The sequence below is a fragment of the Streptomyces longispororuber genome (genome assembly GCF_024448165.1).
GTDB lineage: Bacteria > Actinomycetota > Actinomycetes > Streptomycetales > Streptomycetaceae > Streptomyces > Streptomyces longispororuber_A.
On the sequence record NZ_JAMOLN010000103.1, the window covers coordinates 20,011 to 35,647 of the forward strand.

12 protein-coding genes are annotated in these 15,637 nt (G+C 72.7%); 5 read left to right on the top strand and 7 right to left on the bottom strand.

What is annotated here, in order from left to right; translation table 11 throughout:
• The first annotated feature begins 54 nt into the window (after positions 1-54).
• Positions 55-2,094, top strand: coding sequence for a SpoIIE family protein phosphatase (locus M4J07_RS26570; protein WP_255975543.1), 2,040 nt, complete (start codon positions 55-57; stop codon positions 2,092-2,094).
• Between the two features lie 100 nt (positions 2,095-2,194).
• Positions 2,195-2,716, top strand: coding sequence for a peptide-methionine (S)-S-oxide reductase MsrA (gene msrA, locus M4J07_RS26575; RefSeq protein WP_255975544.1), 522 nt, complete (start codon positions 2,195-2,197; stop codon positions 2,714-2,716).
• A 71-nt stretch (positions 2,717-2,787) separates the two neighbouring features.
• Here the strand turns inward: msrA and M4J07_RS26580 are convergent, their stop codons facing one another.
• The 4 genes from M4J07_RS26580 to M4J07_RS26595 form a co-directional block, all read right to left on the bottom strand.
• Positions 2,788-3,828 carry a LacI family DNA-binding transcriptional regulator gene (locus tag M4J07_RS26580; protein ID WP_255975545.1) on the bottom strand — a complete coding sequence of 347 codons (1,041 nt, stop codon included), beginning with the start codon at positions 3,826-3,828 and terminating at the stop codon, positions 2,788-2,790.
• Between the two features lie 45 nt (positions 3,829-3,873).
• Entirely contained in the window at positions 3,874-6,315 is a 2,442-nt protein-coding gene (locus M4J07_RS26585) for a glycoside hydrolase family 3 C-terminal domain-containing protein (protein ID WP_255975546.1), read from the bottom strand.
• 31 nt (positions 6,316-6,346) lie between these two features.
• Complete coding sequence (locus M4J07_RS26590; RefSeq protein WP_255975547.1) at positions 6,347-8,107, bottom strand: discoidin domain-containing protein; 1,761 nt, start codon at positions 8,105-8,107, stop codon at positions 6,347-6,349.
• Between the two features lie 108 nt (positions 8,108-8,215).
• Positions 8,216-9,310 carry a DUF1996 domain-containing protein gene (locus tag M4J07_RS26595; RefSeq protein ID WP_255975548.1) on the bottom strand — a complete coding sequence of 365 codons (1,095 nt, stop codon included), beginning with the start codon at positions 9,308-9,310 and terminating at the stop codon, positions 8,216-8,218.
• Positions 9,311-9,714: 404 nt separating this feature from the next.
• Here M4J07_RS26595 and M4J07_RS26600 point away from each other — a divergent pair, with 404 nt between their 5' ends.
• The 3 genes from M4J07_RS26600 to M4J07_RS26610 all read left to right on the top strand — a co-directional run bounded on the left by M4J07_RS26600 (position 9,715) and on the right by M4J07_RS26610 (position 11,716).
• Positions 9,715-10,293 (top strand): dihydrofolate reductase family protein, encoded by a 579-nt coding sequence (locus M4J07_RS26600; RefSeq protein WP_255975549.1) that lies wholly within the window; start codon positions 9,715-9,717, stop codon positions 10,291-10,293.
• Positions 10,294-10,395: 102 nt separating this feature from the next.
• Complete coding sequence (locus M4J07_RS26605; RefSeq protein WP_255975550.1) at positions 10,396-10,974, top strand: hypothetical protein; 579 nt, start codon at positions 10,396-10,398, stop codon at positions 10,972-10,974.
• A gap of 115 nt (positions 10,975-11,089) precedes the next feature.
• Complete coding sequence (locus tag M4J07_RS26610; protein WP_255975551.1) at positions 11,090-11,716, top strand: maleylpyruvate isomerase family mycothiol-dependent enzyme; 627 nt, start codon at positions 11,090-11,092, stop codon at positions 11,714-11,716.
• 9 nt (positions 11,717-11,725) lie between these two features.
• On the opposite strand, the gene glgB is transcribed toward M4J07_RS26610, so the two are convergent.
• The 3 genes from glgB to M4J07_RS26625 form a co-directional block, all read right to left on the bottom strand.
• Positions 11,726-13,963: a 1,4-alpha-glucan branching enzyme gene (glgB, locus tag M4J07_RS26615; RefSeq protein WP_255975552.1), complete on the bottom strand. Its 2,238-nt coding sequence runs from the start codon at positions 13,961-13,963 to the stop codon at positions 11,726-11,728.
• A 51-nt stretch (positions 13,964-14,014) separates the two neighbouring features.
• Positions 14,015-15,343, bottom strand: a complete 1,329-nt coding sequence (locus M4J07_RS26620) for a maltokinase N-terminal cap-like domain-containing protein (protein WP_255975553.1) — start codon at positions 15,341-15,343, stop codon at positions 14,015-14,017.
• Between the two features lie 6 nt (positions 15,344-15,349).
• Positions 15,350-15,637: alpha-glucosidase C-terminal domain-containing protein (locus M4J07_RS26625; RefSeq protein WP_255975554.1), on the bottom strand; the 288-nt coding region annotated here is incomplete at its 5' end.

The following is a 15,637-nucleotide window of genomic DNA, read 5'->3' on the forward strand; positions in this document are numbered from 1 at the left end:
TGCGGGGGCCGTGCGCGCCGGTTATGGTGGCCGAGCGCTGCAACGGAGAGCCACATGGGACCTGCGGAGAAGCCGGACATCGGCCTTGAAGAGCGGCTGCGGCTCAATGGGATGGGCACCTTCGACTGGGATCTGACGGGCGGCGGCCTGAACGTCGACGCGAACGGCCTCGACGTGCTCGACCTGCGAACCGACGAGTTCCGCGGCACGGCGGCCTCCCTCAGAAGACGGATCCCGCCCGAGGAGGCCGTGCGCATCGCCGCGGCCGTGAACGAGGCGATCGCCGCCGGGACCGACTCGTACGGCGTCTACTTCCAGGTGCGGCGGCGCGACGGCACGATGCGCCTGAGCCACGCCTCCGGCCGGGTCCTGCGCGATCCCGCGGGCCGGGCCGACCGGGTCATCGGGATCCTGCGCGCCTCCCCGAGCGAACCGGCCGAACTGGCCGGCCTGGACGCCGTCGACGTGAAGCGCCGCCGGGTCGCCCTCATGGTGCAGGGCACGACCGAGGCGCTGTCCCGGGCCGTCACCGTCGACGACGTCGTGGCCGTGCTGTCGGGCGCGAGCGGGCTCGACCGGTTCGCCGCGGACGGCCTCGTGCTGGGGCTCGTCGAGGGCGACGACCTGAAACTGATCGCCCTGGTCGGCCAGTCGATGCAGGCCCTGGACGAACTCAAGCTGCACCAGATCGACGAGTCGCTGCCGCTGGCCGAGGTCGTCATGACCCGCAAACCCCGCTTCGTGGGATCCCTGCCCGACCTCGTCCACCGGTTCACCCGGCTGCGCCCCTACATCGACCTGCTCAAGCTGGACTCCGCGGCGTTCCTGCCGCTGGTCGCGCAGGACCGCGCGATCGGCGCGCTCGCCCTCTTCTACCGCGGGCGCACGGAGTTCACCGACGCCGACCGCAATCTGTGCATCGGGCTCTCCGGCATCGTCGCCCAGTCCCTGCAGCGCGCCATCCTCTTCGACGAGGAACGCGACCTGGCCAAGAACCTCCAGGCCACGATGTTGCCCAAGCACATCCCCGAAGTGGCGGACACCGAGATCGCGGTCCGCTACCACGCCGCCTGGGGCGGACGCGAGGTCGGCGGAGACTTCTACGACGTCATCGCACTGCCCCGAGGACGCATCGGCGTCGTCGTCGGTGACGTCCAGGGACACGACACCCACGCCGCCGCGATCATGGGCCAGCTGCGCATCGCCCTCAGGGCGTTCGCCGGCGAAGGGCACCCGCCCGCGACGGTCCTCTCACGGGCCTCCCGCTTCCTGGCGGAGCTCGACACGGAGCGGTTCGCGACCTGCACGTACGCGCAGTTCGACCCGGCCACCGGCATCGTCCGCGCGGTCCGGGCCGGCCATCTGCCGCCGCTCGTCCGGCACGTCGACGGCCGCGTCGGCATTCCCCGCCTGCGCGGCGGACTGCCGCTGGGCCTGGCCACCGAGTTCGACATGGAGGACTTCCCCGAGGCCCGCCTCGACCTGATCCCGGGCGAGACGCTCGTGCTGTGCACCGACGGCCTCGTCGAGGAGCCGGGCCTCGACCTGGACGCCGGCCTGGAGGCCCTGTCCGGCGCGCTGAGCACCGGACCGGAGACCGCCGAGGAGGTCGCCGACCACCTGTCGCGCTCCCTGTGGGAGAAGTGGGGCAGCGGCGACGACGTGGCCCTGCTCGTGCTGCGCCGCGTACCCGATCCGGGAACCCCGCAGGCGCCGCGCATCCACCGCTACGTCCACCAGGCGGACCCGGAGGGCCTGGCGGACGCCCGGGCCGCGCTCCGCGAGCACCTCGCCGCCTGGGGCCTGGGCGGGATGGCCGACGACGTGGAGGTCGCCGCGGGCGAACTGCTCGGGAACGCCCTCGTGCACACCGAGGGCGGAGCCGTCCTCACGCTGGAGGTGCTCACCGGACCGCCGCGCGCCGTGCGCCTGTGGGTCAAGGACCGCTCCAGCGACCGTCCCCACCGCCGCTCGCCGGGCGAGACGGCGACCTCGGGCCGTGGCATGGTCCTGGTGGAAGCGCTCGCGTCGCGCTGGGGCGTCGAGCCGCGGGGCGAGGGCAAGGCGGTGTGGTGCGACTTCGTCGTGCCGTGACCGGGCGGGCGGCCGCCCGGGCCAGGAATCTCCGCGCCCCCGCGAGCGTTGTCCGTCCGGGCGGGAATCCGCCGTCCCCAAGGTACGCAGGGAGCGTGGCATGACACAGACAACCGAGAAGGCCGTCCTGGCGGGAGGGTGCTTCTGGGGGATGCAGGACCTGATCCGCAAGCAGCCCGGGGTGGTGTCCACGCGCGTGGGCTACTCGGGCGGTGACACTCCGAACGCCACGTACCGCAACCACGGCGACCACGCCGAGGCGATCGAGATCGTCTTCGACCCGTCGGTCACCAGCTACCGCGACGTCCTGGCGTTCTTCTTCCAGATCCACGACCCGACCACGCGCGACCGCCAGGGCAACGACATCGGGCGCAGCTACCGCTCGGCGATCTACTACGCCGACGCGGCGCAGCAGGCCACCGCCGTCGACACCATCGCGGACGTCGAGGCCAGCGGCCTGTGGCCGGGCAAGGTCGTCACCGAGGTGGAGCCGCTCGGCGACTTCTGGGAGGCCGAGCCCGAGCACCAGGACTACCTGGAGCGCTATCCGAACGGCTACACCTGCCACTTCCCCCGCCCGAACTGGAAGCTGCCCAAGCGGGCGGTCCCGGCCGCGGAGTGAGGTGAGACCTGCGGAGCACCGGGACCTGTTCCCGGGCTCCGACGGGTGCGCCGACCGTCCTCAGGGACGGTTCACGTGGACTCCCGCACGATCAGCCGGGGCGGGAAGACCAGCGACGTCGGCTCCGTCCGCTCGCCCGTGATGTGCTCCTGGAGGATGCGGGCCATCGCCGCGGCCATCTCCTCGACGGGCTGGCGCACGGTGGTCAGCGGCGGAGCGCAGGTGATCGCGACGCTGGAGTCGTCGAAGCCGACGACGGCCACGTCCTGCGGCACCCGCCGCCCCCGCTCGCGCAGCACCTGGACGACGCCCTGCGCCATCAGGTCGTTCGCCGCGAACACCGCGTCCAGATCGGGGTGGGCGTCGAGCAGCGAGGTCATCGCCGCGGCCCCGCTGGCGAGGGTGAACCCGCCCTCGGCCACCGGGATCCGGGCCACTCCGGCCTGCCGCATCGCGTCCCGGAAACCGTCCAGGCGCTGCTGTCCCGCCGGTACGTCCAGCGGACCCGACACGGTCGCCACCCGGCGGCGGCCGCGGTCCAGCAGGTGCCGGGCCGCCAGCGCGCCGCCCTCCGCGTGGTCGAGGTCGACGTGGCTGACGGCGGCCGGCTCGGCGGGCCGGGCGAAGCACACGGCGGGCAGCCGCTCCTCGCCGAGCAGACCGGGCAGCGGATCCTGGGCGTGGGTGGAGACGACGAGCGCGCCGTCCGCCCGGCCCTGCCGCAGATAGTCCAGGACCTCGGTGCGCGCCTCGGGCGACTCGGCGAACATCAGCACCGGGTGGATCGACCGCGTGCGGAGATAACCGACGACCCCGCTGACGATCCGGCCGAAGAACGGGTCCGCGAACACCCGCGCCGCGAAGGCGTGCGGCGCGTCCTCGCTCTCCTCGCCCGCGCCGGACACCACCAGGGCGACCGTCTCCGCCCGCCGCGTGACGAGGGACCGCGCGGCCCGGTTGGGCGTGTAGCCGGTGCGCCGGATCGCCTCACGCACGGTGTCGCGGATGGCCGGGTCCACGCTGGGCACGTCGTTGATCACCCGGGACACGGTGGCCCGCGAGACCCCCGCCTCGCGGGCGACGTCCTCCAGCGTCAAGGACTGTCGTTGCATGAACGCAGCCTAACCGTGCCGCCAGTTGGAGAGTAGAGCGCTCTCTCACAGCGGATCTTCCGGCTGTACGCGGAGTTCGGCGGTCAGCGGCAGATCACCGGCCGAGCGGCCCACGTGCACGGTGAACACGCCGGGCTCGACCGCCCACGCCCGGTCGGCCACGCTCCAGTGCCGCAGCGCACGGGCGGGCACCGGCACGGTGACCCGCACCGTCTCACCGGGCGCCGCGGTCACGGCCGCGTATCCGGCCAGCCAGCGCACCGGACGCTCCACGGCCGAGGCGTCGCGGGACAGGTACACCTGGACGACCTCGCGGCCGGTGCGCCGTCCCCGGTTGCGGACCTGGACCGTCACCGTGAAGTCGGCGCCGGCGGCGAGGAGCCGGGGCGCGCCGACGTTCTCGTACGACCAGGCGGTGTAGCCCAGCCCGTGGCCGAACCAGTACGCGGGTGTGCGCCCGGCACGGAGCCAGGCGCGGTGTCCGACGTGCAGGCCCTCCGCGTAGGTGAGGACGTCGTCGACCGGCCGCGTGGCGCTGACCGGGACGTCCGCCAGGCGTGTGCCCCAGGTGGTGGGGAGCCGGCCGCCGGGTTCGGTGTCGCCGAGCAGCATCGCGGCCAGGGCGTCGCCGCCCTCCTGGCCCGGCAGCCAGGTGAGCAGCACCGCGTTCACCTTCTCGCGCCAGGGCAGTTCGACGGGGCCGCCGGAGTTCACCACGACGACGGTTCTGGGGTTGGCCGCGGCCACCGCCCGGACCAGCGCGTCCTGGTGGCCGGGCAGCGCCAGGCCGGTGCGGTCGCGGCCCTCCGACTCGTCGCTGTCGGTGGTGCCGACGACGACCACGGCGGCGTCGGCGTGGCGGGCAGCGGTGACGGCCTCGGCGATCGCCGCCTCGGCCGGAGGCGGGGGCGGGGCGGCGGTCAGGACGGTGGCGCGCCCGGTGCCGGCGGCGAGTTGGCGGCGTGCGACGACCAGCACGGGGCGACCGGCCGTCAGGTGGGCGGGTGCCGTCGGGCCCGGCGGGTCGACGTGGATGACGGCCGGGTCGTCGGTGCGGCGCGGGAAGTCGTCGTCGATCAGCACGCGGCCGTCGACGCTGAGCGTCAGCCGGCCGAACCCGGCGACGCCGAAGAGCCACTCCCCTCCGTTCGGCGGGGTGAGCAGCGTGCTGAGTTCCACGGTGTGGGCGCCGGGCGGCAGCGGAGGTTCGAGCAGCCGTCCGGTGAGGCGGTGCTCGCCGCAGAGTGCGCGCCCCGCCCGGTCGAGGACGCGCAGCAGCACTCCGGGCTCGCCGGTGCGCGGATCGGCGCAGTGCCGGATGTCCAGCGGTGCGGGCCCGGCCGGCAGGTCGGGGCCGGGGGAGTGGACGACACGGACCCCGTCGCCGAGCCGGGCCCGGATCGCGTCGAGCGGCGTCACGACCCGGTCGGGGAAGACGCCCGCGCTGCCGCCGCCCTGCACGCGCGGCCGGTCGGCATGCGCGCCGATGACCGCGAGGGACGTCAACTCGCCCTCGGGCAGCGGGAGTACGCCGTCATTGGCGAGCAGCACCGCGCCCGCGGACGCGGCCCGGCGCAGCAGCCGGCGGGCGCGACCGGGGCACGGACGGGCCCGAGGAGGCCGGGGAGCCGGTCCGAGGACGCCGACGCGGCGCGCCAGCAACAGCAGTCGGCGGACCTTGTCGTCTAGCGCGGCCTGCGGGACCAGTCCGTCCCGCACGGCCGCGACGAGTTCGTCGTCCCACGGGCCGCCAGGACCCGGCATCGCCAGGTCGAGCCCGCCCCGCGCCGTGTCCACGGCGGTACGCAGCGCACCCCAGTCGGAGAGCACCACGCCGTCGAACCCCCACTCGCCCTTGACGATGTCGGTGAGCAGCGGACTGGCGGTCATCGAGGCGCCGTTGACGCGGTTGTAGCCGGCCATCACCGCCCGGACGCCCGCGTCGACGGCCACCTCGAACGGCAGGAGGTACACCTCCCGCAGCGTGCGTTCGTCGACGCGGACGTCCACGGTCAGCCGTCCGGTCTCCGAGTCGTTCGCCACGAGGTGCTTGGCCGTGGCGGCGACGCCCGCGTGCTGCAGTCCGCGCACGAGCGCCGCCCCGGTCCTGGCGACGAGCTCCGGATCCTCGGCGAAGCACTCGAAGTGCCGGCCTCCCAGCGGGGAGCGGTGGAGGTTGAGGTTGGGCGCGAGCACCAGGTGCACTCCCTTGCCCCGTGCCTCCCGGGCGAGCAACCGGCCCATCTTCTCGACCAGTTGCTCGTCCCAGCTCGCCGCGAGCGCCGACGCCGACGGCAGCAGCACCGAGGTGTTCCGCTCGTCCCACGACTCGCCGCGCACCCCCGCCGGCCCGTCCGAGGTCACCACCTCGCGCAGGCCGACGGCCGGTTCGGCGCGGGTGCGCCAGGTCGTCCCGCCGGTGACCAGCCGGACCTTCTGCGCCGTGTCGAGCTTGTCGACCAGCCGGGCGAGCTCCGCGTCGCTCATTCCCCCCGCCCTTCCGTTCCTTGATGACCTGTTACTGGTAGATGCCGAACTCGTGGAGCGAGTAGCCGTAGCCGGTGCCGCGGACGGTGCCGGCGACCCGGACGTAGCGGCCGCTGCCGGTCACGTCGAAGTCGTCGATGCCGCCGTTGCCGTCGGTGACCTCGTGGACGGTCCGCCAGTTCTGGCCGTCGTCGGAGGTCTGCACGGTGTAGGCCTTCGCGTACGAGGTCTCCCAGTCGAGCTGGACGTGCCGGAACGACTGGCGGGAACCGAGGTCGACCTGGAGCCACTGCGGATCGCTCCAGTCGCTGGCCCAGCGGGTGTCGTGGCTGCCGTCGACGGCCTTGGCCGCCGTGCACGGGCAGCCGCCGTAGTCGCTGGTCTGCTCGGAGGAGGCGGTGGCGGTCTTGCCGACGGCGATGTTCGTGCCGTCGACCGGTGGCGGCACGACGCGCACGGAGCGGGTCTCCACGCCCACGTTGCCCTTGCCGTCGGTGACCTTGACGTAGACCTTCCACACCCCTGGCTTGTCCGGGGCGGTGAACCGGAGCTTGCCCGAGCCCTCGTCGGTGAACGGGACCGGGACGAGCTGCTTGCTCTGGTCGATGTAGTTGCTGTTGGTCAGGACCTCGTAGGTCAGCGGGTCGCCGTCGGGGTCGGTGGCCTGGGTGGTGACGGTGACCGCGCGGCCCGCGGGAACCTTGGAGGGGTCACCGTCGACGGCCATCGAGGAGATGACGGGCGGGGTGTTGTCCCCCGAGGTGTCCGCCCCGTAGGCCTTCTTCACCGCGTAGTACGACAGTCGCTTCTCGCCCGCGGGCAGCAGGTTGAACCAGATGCCGCCGAAGTCGTACTCGGTGCCGTAGTGGAACATCGTCGCGCCCAGGGCGACGCCCCGGTGTCCGGTGATGCAGCCCCATGCCTTGGTGTAGCCCTCGGCCTTGGCCCGGTCGGTGGGTTCCTCCGGCACCCCGTTGGCGTCGTCGGGCACCTCCCACTCCCCGGCGGGTCCCGTCTCGGTGACGATGTACGGCTTGTTGTAACCGCCCTGCTCCCAGGCCGACTTGACGTCACACACGGCGTTGTAGGAGTTGACGGCGTACAGGTCGAGGTCGGGGGCGTTCTTCTTGTAGTAGGGCCAGGCGCCGACCCAGGCGTCGGTCGAGGTGACGGGGTGGTTCGGGTCGACGGCGTGGATCTTCTTGGTGACGTCGTTGACGAAGGTCGTGTAGGCGTCGCGCTGGCGCTCCAGCTCGTCGCCGCTGTAGCAGTTCTGCAGGCCGAGGACGGACTCGTTGCCGACGTTCCACATCAGGACGCCGGGGTTGTCCTTGTAGGTGTCGACCCACTTCGGGAACTCTTCGAGCATCTGGTTCTTGTACGCGGTGTCCGTCAGGTAGTTCACGCAGCCACCGCTGCCGGGGCCGCCGCCGGGCTGCAGCCAGAAGCCGGCGATGACCTTGATCCCGTGGGCGGCGGCGGAGTCGAACAGCGGCTTGCTCGACGCGTCGGTGCCCCAGGTGCGGATCGTGTTGACGCCCATGGACTTCAGATCCGGCAGGTACCGGTCCGCATCGGCCACGGACGGGCCCCACGTCAGGCCCTTGACCTGGTACGGGGAGCCGTTGACCTGGAGCTGCCAATTGCCTTGGGAGCCGGTCACCTTCACCACGTCGCCCGCGGCGTGGGCCTGTTGTGCGGGCAGGGCGAGGAAGCCGGCCGCCAGCGCGCCGGCGGCGAGGGGTGCGGCGAGGCGTCGTGGTCTGCGGTCGACGGGACGGTTGGGACGCATGCGGGTGCCTCCAGTGGGGGGCGTGCGGAGGGGAAGGGGGCGGGCGGCGGTCGGTGGACCGCCGCCCGTGGCGCTGTTCGTCCGGCGGGGTCAGGCGCGTCAGGCGGGTCAGGGCAGTCGGTAGTCCGCGTCGAGGACCGCGCCCTCCTCGGGGTGGTTCTGGTCGTAGCCGCGGGCGTCGCACTGCAGCCCGCCCACGAGGCAGTGGTCGACCATCGCCTTGAGCGTCCGGTCGTCCCACGCGTTGAAGAAGTCGTAGTGGAACGAGTAGCTCGGTCCGCTGGCCAGCCGCAGCCGTGACAGGTCACCGTTGACGGGGAACGCCATCTTGAACTCGACCATCGGCAGTGCGACCGGGTGGCTGGTCGGGCAGACGTTGTCGTTGGTGCCCTGCTTGACCACCGGATAGGCCATGTGGCTCTTGTGGTCGGGGGTGTCCAGGTACCGGCCGTCCCAGCAACTCGGCGCCTGGAAGCGGATGTTGACCTGGGTGTCGGGCGTCGTCGGACAGTCCTTGGGGAAGTCGACGTTGAAGTAGCTCGTGCCGCACTCCCAGCCCTCGACGAAACCGGGGTGGTCGCGGAACTCCTGCGCGCTCTGCATCGGACTGCCGACGACGAACCGCAGCCCCTTGGGGAAGGGCCGCACGCTGGTGTAGTCGGTGACGCCGGCCTTGTAGTAGATCGTCTGGGTGCCGACGGGCAGGACGGGCTGGTCCCCGTTCAGCATCGTCGGCATCCAGTAACCGGACTTGTCGCCCGGGGCGAGGCACTTCGTGCCGCCCGCGTCCAGCGAATCGGTCGTGCTGGCGGCGTCCGTGGTGGTGTTGCCCATGAACGTGTGGTCGTGCGACTTCCCGGCCTGCCCCGGATAGACGATGGGGTCGTCCGGTTTGGTGTGCGAGACGGAGCACTGCGCCTGGAACTCGTGGAAGTAGCGGTGCGGGGGTTGCTTCGTGGACGGTTCGACGCCGGTGACCGGCGGGTTCGCCGGAATGTAGCCGTCGCCGTCCGCGTCCTCGGCGGCGGGCACGGTGGACGCTGCCATCGTGTGGCCCTGGTGGGCGGTGGAGTGGGCGGGCTGCTGCTGTGCCGGGATCTCGGCGGCGCCTGCGGTGAGGGCGGCGCCGCCGAGGCCGAGCGTGGTCGCGACGAGCGCGCCGGATATCAGCAACCCGGAGAGGACTTTCGATCTCCGTGCCATGGAGACCTCCTGCCGTGTCGGTACGACGTGTGGTGGGGGTTCGGGAGGGGCGACAAGAGGGGCGCCGCCCCGCGGAACATGTCGTGCACGGAACCTGAGAGAGCGCTCTCTCACGACCGGGAGTGTTCTCGCTCCGACGGGACAGTGTCAAGACAAGTGAACGCAGTGGATGCAGGGGTCGAAACGCGCCGCATCCGTGCCCCGGACCGGCCGACGCCCCATCCATCGCCTTTCACCTGGGCGGACTTGGCCCGCCCCGCCGATCGGCCGGAGGATTTCCCGGACAGCGACCGTCGTTCAGTTCTTGAATATGCGGAGGGTCGCCGGGGCCGCGGCGATGAGTCCCGGAGCGGCATCCGGTCTGTCCTTACGACAGGCGACGAGCCGCACCCGAGGAGGGCGCCATGACCGCCACGTACACCTTCGACATCTTCTCCAGCCTCGACGGCTTCGGTGCCGCCGGCGGCGACTGGACCGGCTACTGGGGCAAGCAGGGCCCCGAGCTCCTCGACCACCGCCTCGCCCTGTACGAGGAGGAGCAGCGGATGGTCTTCGGGGCCCACACGTACCGGGCGTTCGCGCAGATGCTGGCGTCGAGCACCGCGGAGTCCGAGGTGCGGGATCCCTGGGTCACGCGCATGCGGAGCCTGCCGGCGACGGTCGTGTCGACCACGCTGCAGGCTCCCCTCGACTGGCCGGACGCGAAGGTCGCGCACGGGGACGCCGTGGACGTCGTCGCGCAGCTCAAGAAGGAGTCCGACGTGCCGTTGCGCTCGCACGGCAGCCTGTCGATGAACCGGGCGCTGATGGCCGCCGGTCTCGTCGACCGCGTCCAGGTGACCCTCTTCCCGGTGATCACCGGCCGGACCGGTCTGGAGCCGATCTTCCAGGGGGCGGCCGACTTCGACCTCGAACTCCTCGAGCACCACACGCTCGACGGCGACATCCAGGAACTCGTCTACCGGCCCTCCTTGCACGGCTGAGCCGGGCACGGGGATCCTTGGCGCTCCGGCGAGGGCGGCGGTGTTCGAAGCGACTGTTCGGATGATCTCCTGTGACGCGCCCCGTGCGGCTAGCAACGGTGTATGGCTTCTCACCCGTTGCTGCGCCTGGTGTCCGAGGAGTTCCGCCAGCAGCACGCGTTCGTCTACGCCGTGCTGCCCGGGCTGCTGTTCTCCGAGGCCGTACCCGGCGCCCGGATGCTGGTGCGACTGGCGGAGCGGGGGGAGCGGTGCGTGCGGGAGTTCCTCCATGACGCCTGGGAGGACACGGCGCGCGAGCTGGCCCGCCGGTCCCGGTCGCCGGGCGAGCTGTCGGGGCGGCCGGCCGGGGACGGGCTGGTGCTGGTGACCCTGCCGTCCTGGCACGGCCGGGAGAGCTTCGCCCTGGTCGCCGACCACGCGGACGGGGTGCGCTACCTGGTCGCGGAGCCCCAGGCCGACCTCACCGGCCCCCGCAGCGTCGGCCTGCACGAGCCGACGGCGGACGGCGCGCTCTTCCTGCGCGGGCACACCGCCCCCGGTGAGGCCGCCTGCCTCGCCGCCGCGAGCGCTCTGCTGCCGCCGACGGCCGTCCCGCCCGAACCGGGGACGGGCGCGGCCGACGGCCCGCAGCGCCCGACGGCACGCCAGCGCAGCGTGCGGCGGTGGTGGCACGGGACCTGACGGCTTCCGTTCCACCGGCTTCCGTTCCACCGGCATCCGTTCCGCCCGCTCACGATGAGTTCTCGTCGTCGGCACGGTCTTCCCTGTGAGACACCGGTTCGACGAAGGAGTAGCCGTGACGGGTGATGTGTGGCCGCTGGTACATGCCGAGCGGGCGGCGCTGATCGACGACCTCGCCGGACTCGACGAGGCGCAGTGGGACACGCCGTCGCTGTGCGACGGGTGGGCCGTGCACGACGTGGTCGCCCACCTCGTGAACTCTGCCCGTTCGACCCGCACGGGTTTCGTCGTCGACCTCGTCCGGGCGCGGTTCGACTTCGACCGGCAGAACGCCAGGGGCGTGGCGCGCGAGCGGGGCGGCACGCCGAAGGAGACCCTGGAGCGGCTGCGCCGGGCCGCCCCGCGGACCTCGACCCCGCCGGCCCCGCTCGACAGCCGGCTCGTGGAGGAAGTGATCCACGGCGAGGACATCCGCCGGCCCCTGGGCATCGCCCGCGCCTACCCGAGGGAAGCGGTGGTGCGGGCCCTGCGGCTGCAGGCGCGCACCCCGGCGTCGTTCGGCGGCGCCAAGGAACTGCTGGGCCGGGTCCGGCTCGCCGCGACGGACGCCGACCTGACGATCGGCGACGGGCCCGAGGCGACCGGCCCCGTGCTCGACCTGCTCCTGGCCGTCTCCGGGCGCCGGGTGGCTCTGGAGGGACTCGACGGGCCGGGCGCCGCCGTGCTGGCGGCGCAGTCGTGACCGGAGGGATCAGGGGGCGGGGGCGGTGGGGCTGAGCCAGACCGCCGCGAGCGGCGGCAGGCGGAGGGTGACCGAGGAGGGGCAGCCCTGGTGGGCGACGGGCTCCTGGGGTCTGGCCCCTTCGTTGCCGACGCCGCTGCCGCCGTAGCGCGGCTCATCGGTGTTCAGGACCTCGCGCCAGGCTCCCGCGGCACAGGACGGGACACCGAGCCGGTAGTCGTCGCGGACCACGGGGGCGAAGTTGACGACGACCAGCAGCGGATCGCCGGCGGCGGGGTGGCGCAGGAACGCGAGGACGTTGTCGTCGGCGGCGTCCGCCGACACCCAGGTGAACCCGTCCGGATCGCCGTCCCGCTCCCACAGGGCGGGATCGGCCGTGTAGCGGTGGTTGAGGTCCGCCACCAGGCGCTGGATCCCGCGGTGGTCCTCGTGCGCCGGATGCCCCGGGTCGAGCACCCACCACTGGGGCCCGTCGGCCTCGGACCACTCGGCGCCCTGCGCGAACTCCTGCCCCATGAACAGCAGCTTCTTACCGGGATGCGCCCACATGAAGCCCAGGTAGGCGCGCTGGTTCGCGCGCTGCTGCCACCAGTCGCCGGGCATCTTCGACACCAGCGACCGCTTGCCGTGCACGACCTCGTCGTGGGAGACCGGCAGGACGTAGTTCTCGCTGTACGCGTAGACCATCGAGAACGTCATCTCGTGGTGGTGGTACGCGCGGTGGACCGGGTCGTGCGCCATGTAGGCGAGGGAGTCGTGGGACCAGCCCATGTTCCACTTCAGGCCGAACCCCAGCCCGCCGAGGCCGCCCGCCGCCGGCTGGTCCGTCGGCCGGGTCACGCCGTCCCAGGCCGTCGACTCCTCCGCGACGGTGATGATGCCCGGACAGCGCCGGTACAGCGTGGAGTTCAGCTCCTGAAGGAAGGCGACGGCATCGAGGTTCTCGCGCCCGCCGTGCTCGTTCGGGGTCCACTGCCCCTCTTCGCGCGAGTAGTCGAGGTAGAGCATGGACGCCACCGCGTCCACGCGCAGACCGTCGACGTGGAACTCCTCGCACCAGTAGACGGCGTTGGCGACGAGGAAGTTGCGCACCTCGCGGCGCCCCAGGTCGAAGACGAGCGTGCCCCAGTCGGGATGGGCCGCCCGCACCGGATCCTGCGGCTCGTACAGGGGCCGCCCGTCGAACCGCGCCAGCGCCCACTCGTCGCGCGGGAAGTGCCCCGGCACCCAGTCCAGGAGGACCCCGATGCCCGCCCGGTGCAGGGTGTCGACGAAGAACCGGAAGTCGTCGGGGGTGCCGAGGCGGGCGGTCGGCGCGTAGAAGCCGGTCACCTGGTAGCCCCAGGAACCGCCGAAGGGATGCTCGGCGACCGGCAGGAGCTCCACGTGTGTGAACCCCAACTCCACCACGTACGCGGTGAGTTCGGCGGCCAGCTCGCGATAGGTCGCGCCGGGCCGCCACGAGGCGAGGTGCACCTCGTAGACGGACATGGGTGCCGCGTGGGCCGGGCGGTCGGCGCGCCGCCGCATCCAGGGTGCGTCGCCCCAGAGGTAGTCGCTGTCCGTCACGATCGACGCGGTCGCCGGGGGCAGTTGGGTGCGCCGGGCTATCGGGTCGGACCGCTCCAGACGCTCGCCGTCGGGGCCGGTGATCTCGAACTTGTACAGGGCTCCCGCACCGAGGCCGGGGACGAACAGTTCCCAGACGCCGGAGCTCCCGAGCGAGCGCATCGGCAGCGCCGTCCCGTCCCACTGGTTGAAGTCGCCGCGCACCCGCACGCCCCTGGCGTCGGGCGCCCACACCGCGAAGCGGGTGCCCCGCACTCCCTGCTGCTCCTGTACGTGGGCGCCGAGCACGGTCCAGAGTTCCTCGTGCCGTCCCTCCGAGATCAGGTGCAGGTCGAACGCGCCGATGGTGGGCGGGAAGCGGTACGGGTCGTCGGCCTCCACGACACCGTCCGGGTAGGTCACGCGCAGGCGGCCCCCGTCCGGGACCGTGCCCGCGAACAGGCCGTCGCCCTCGGCGCGCAGGATCCACGCGGTGGCGCCGGTGACGACCGAGACGGCGCGTGCGTGCGGCCGCAGGCAGCGCACGACGACACCGTCGGGCCCGGGGTGGACGCCCAAGACGGCGTGCGGGTCGTGGTGCTCACCGCGCAGCAGCCTGCCCCGGTCGTCGGCGTCCAGGGCCGGCGCGGGGTAAGCGCGCCGGGCTGTGGTGGTCGGGACCACGTCGGCGACGGCCATCTGCGGAACTCCTTCGGTGCGGGCGCCCTCGGCGGGGCGGACGGTGAGCGGTCAGTGGGCGCGGCACAGCCGGGCGACGGCCGTCATGGGCACGGCCAGCCAGTCGGGGCGGTGGGCCGCCTCGTAGACGACCTCGTAGACGGCCCGGTCCGCCTCGTGCGCCCGCAGCGCCGTCGCGATGCCGTGCGGATCGAACCGGCCGGACTCGGCGTACCCCGCGCAGAAGGCGGCACGGCAGCGCTCGGCCCACTGCGGGCGGGGCGACGTGCCGACATGCGCCGCGTAGTCGAAGGACCGCAGCATGCCCGCGATGTCGCCGAGCGGTGAGTGGGCGCCGCGCCGTTCCGCGAGCGGCTTGGCCGGTTCGCCCTCGAAGTCGACGACGTGCCAGGCGCCGGCCGACCGCAGCACCTGCCCCAGGTGGAGATCGCCGTGGATGCGCTGCAGCGGCAGATCGCCGCCCGCCAGCGCGAACCGGGCGAAGACGTCCTGGAGCCGGTCCACGTGCGGGCGCAGCTCCGGCACCCGCGAGGCCGCGTACCGCAGCCGGCGGGTCATCGCGTCCGCCAGCCGCACCGTGTGATCGGCGGGCGCGGCGGTGACGGAGAACGCCTCCGCGAGGGCCACGTGCAGGACGCCGGTCGCCCGGCCGAGGTCCCGGGCCTCGGCGAGGAAGTCCGTGCGTTCCAGGGCCGATTGCAGCGCCAGTGTCCAGCCGTCCGTGGCGTCGGCGAGGTAGGGCTGGACGACGCCGAGCGTCGCGAAGAACGGGGCGACCGTGTGGTACCAGGCGGTCGGCGCGGGCGCCTGGGTGTAGCCGTGCCGGGCCAGCACGGCGGGCACCTCCAGGTCGGGGTTGATGCCGGGCTGCACCCGCCGGAAGAGCTTGAGGATGAGTTGGTCGCCGTAGACGATCGAGGTGTTGGACTGCTCGACGTCCAGGACGTGCGGCGTGAGGCCGCTCGGGACGGCCGTGCGCGGGAACGACTCGAAGCGCAGGTGTCCCATCGTGCCGCCCCGCCGGATGCGGTCCAGGAGCAGCACCGCGGCGCGGCGGTCGTGCACGGCGTCGTACACGCGCAGCCCCCGGCCGGCCGGTCCGGCGACCTCGCCGAGGACGCGCCCCTGCAGCCGGGGCGGTACGTCGGCGGCCGCGCCGAGCAGCAACTGGTAGTAGGCGCAGTCCTGTTCGCCGCGGTGCTCGACCCGGACCAGCAGGTGGAAGCAGTCCGCTTCGAGCTCCGTCGCCGCAACCACGGAGAGGTTCGTGATCGTGCGGTCGCGGCCGGTGAACCAGCGTTGGGCGGGCAGCCAGCGCGCCAGCAGCGGGGTGAGCTGGGCGGGCGTGACGGGCGCGGTGGTCAGCAGGGGCGAGGTCATGGCGGATCAGGTCCAATCGTGGTGAGCGACACGGGGGGTGAGGCATGTGCCGCGCAGCCGGAACCAGTAGAAGCCGTGTCCTGCGAGGGTGAGCAGATAAGGGAGTTCACCGATCGCCGGGAAGCACACCTCGCCGATGAGTTCGACGGGGTGCCGGCCGCAGAAAGCGCGCAGGTCGAGTTCGGTGGGCTGGGCGAAGCGCGAGAAGTTGTGCACGCACAGCACCAGGTCGTTGCCGTGTTCGCGCAGGAACGCCAGGACGGCGGGATTGGAGGACGGCAGCTCGTCGTAGCT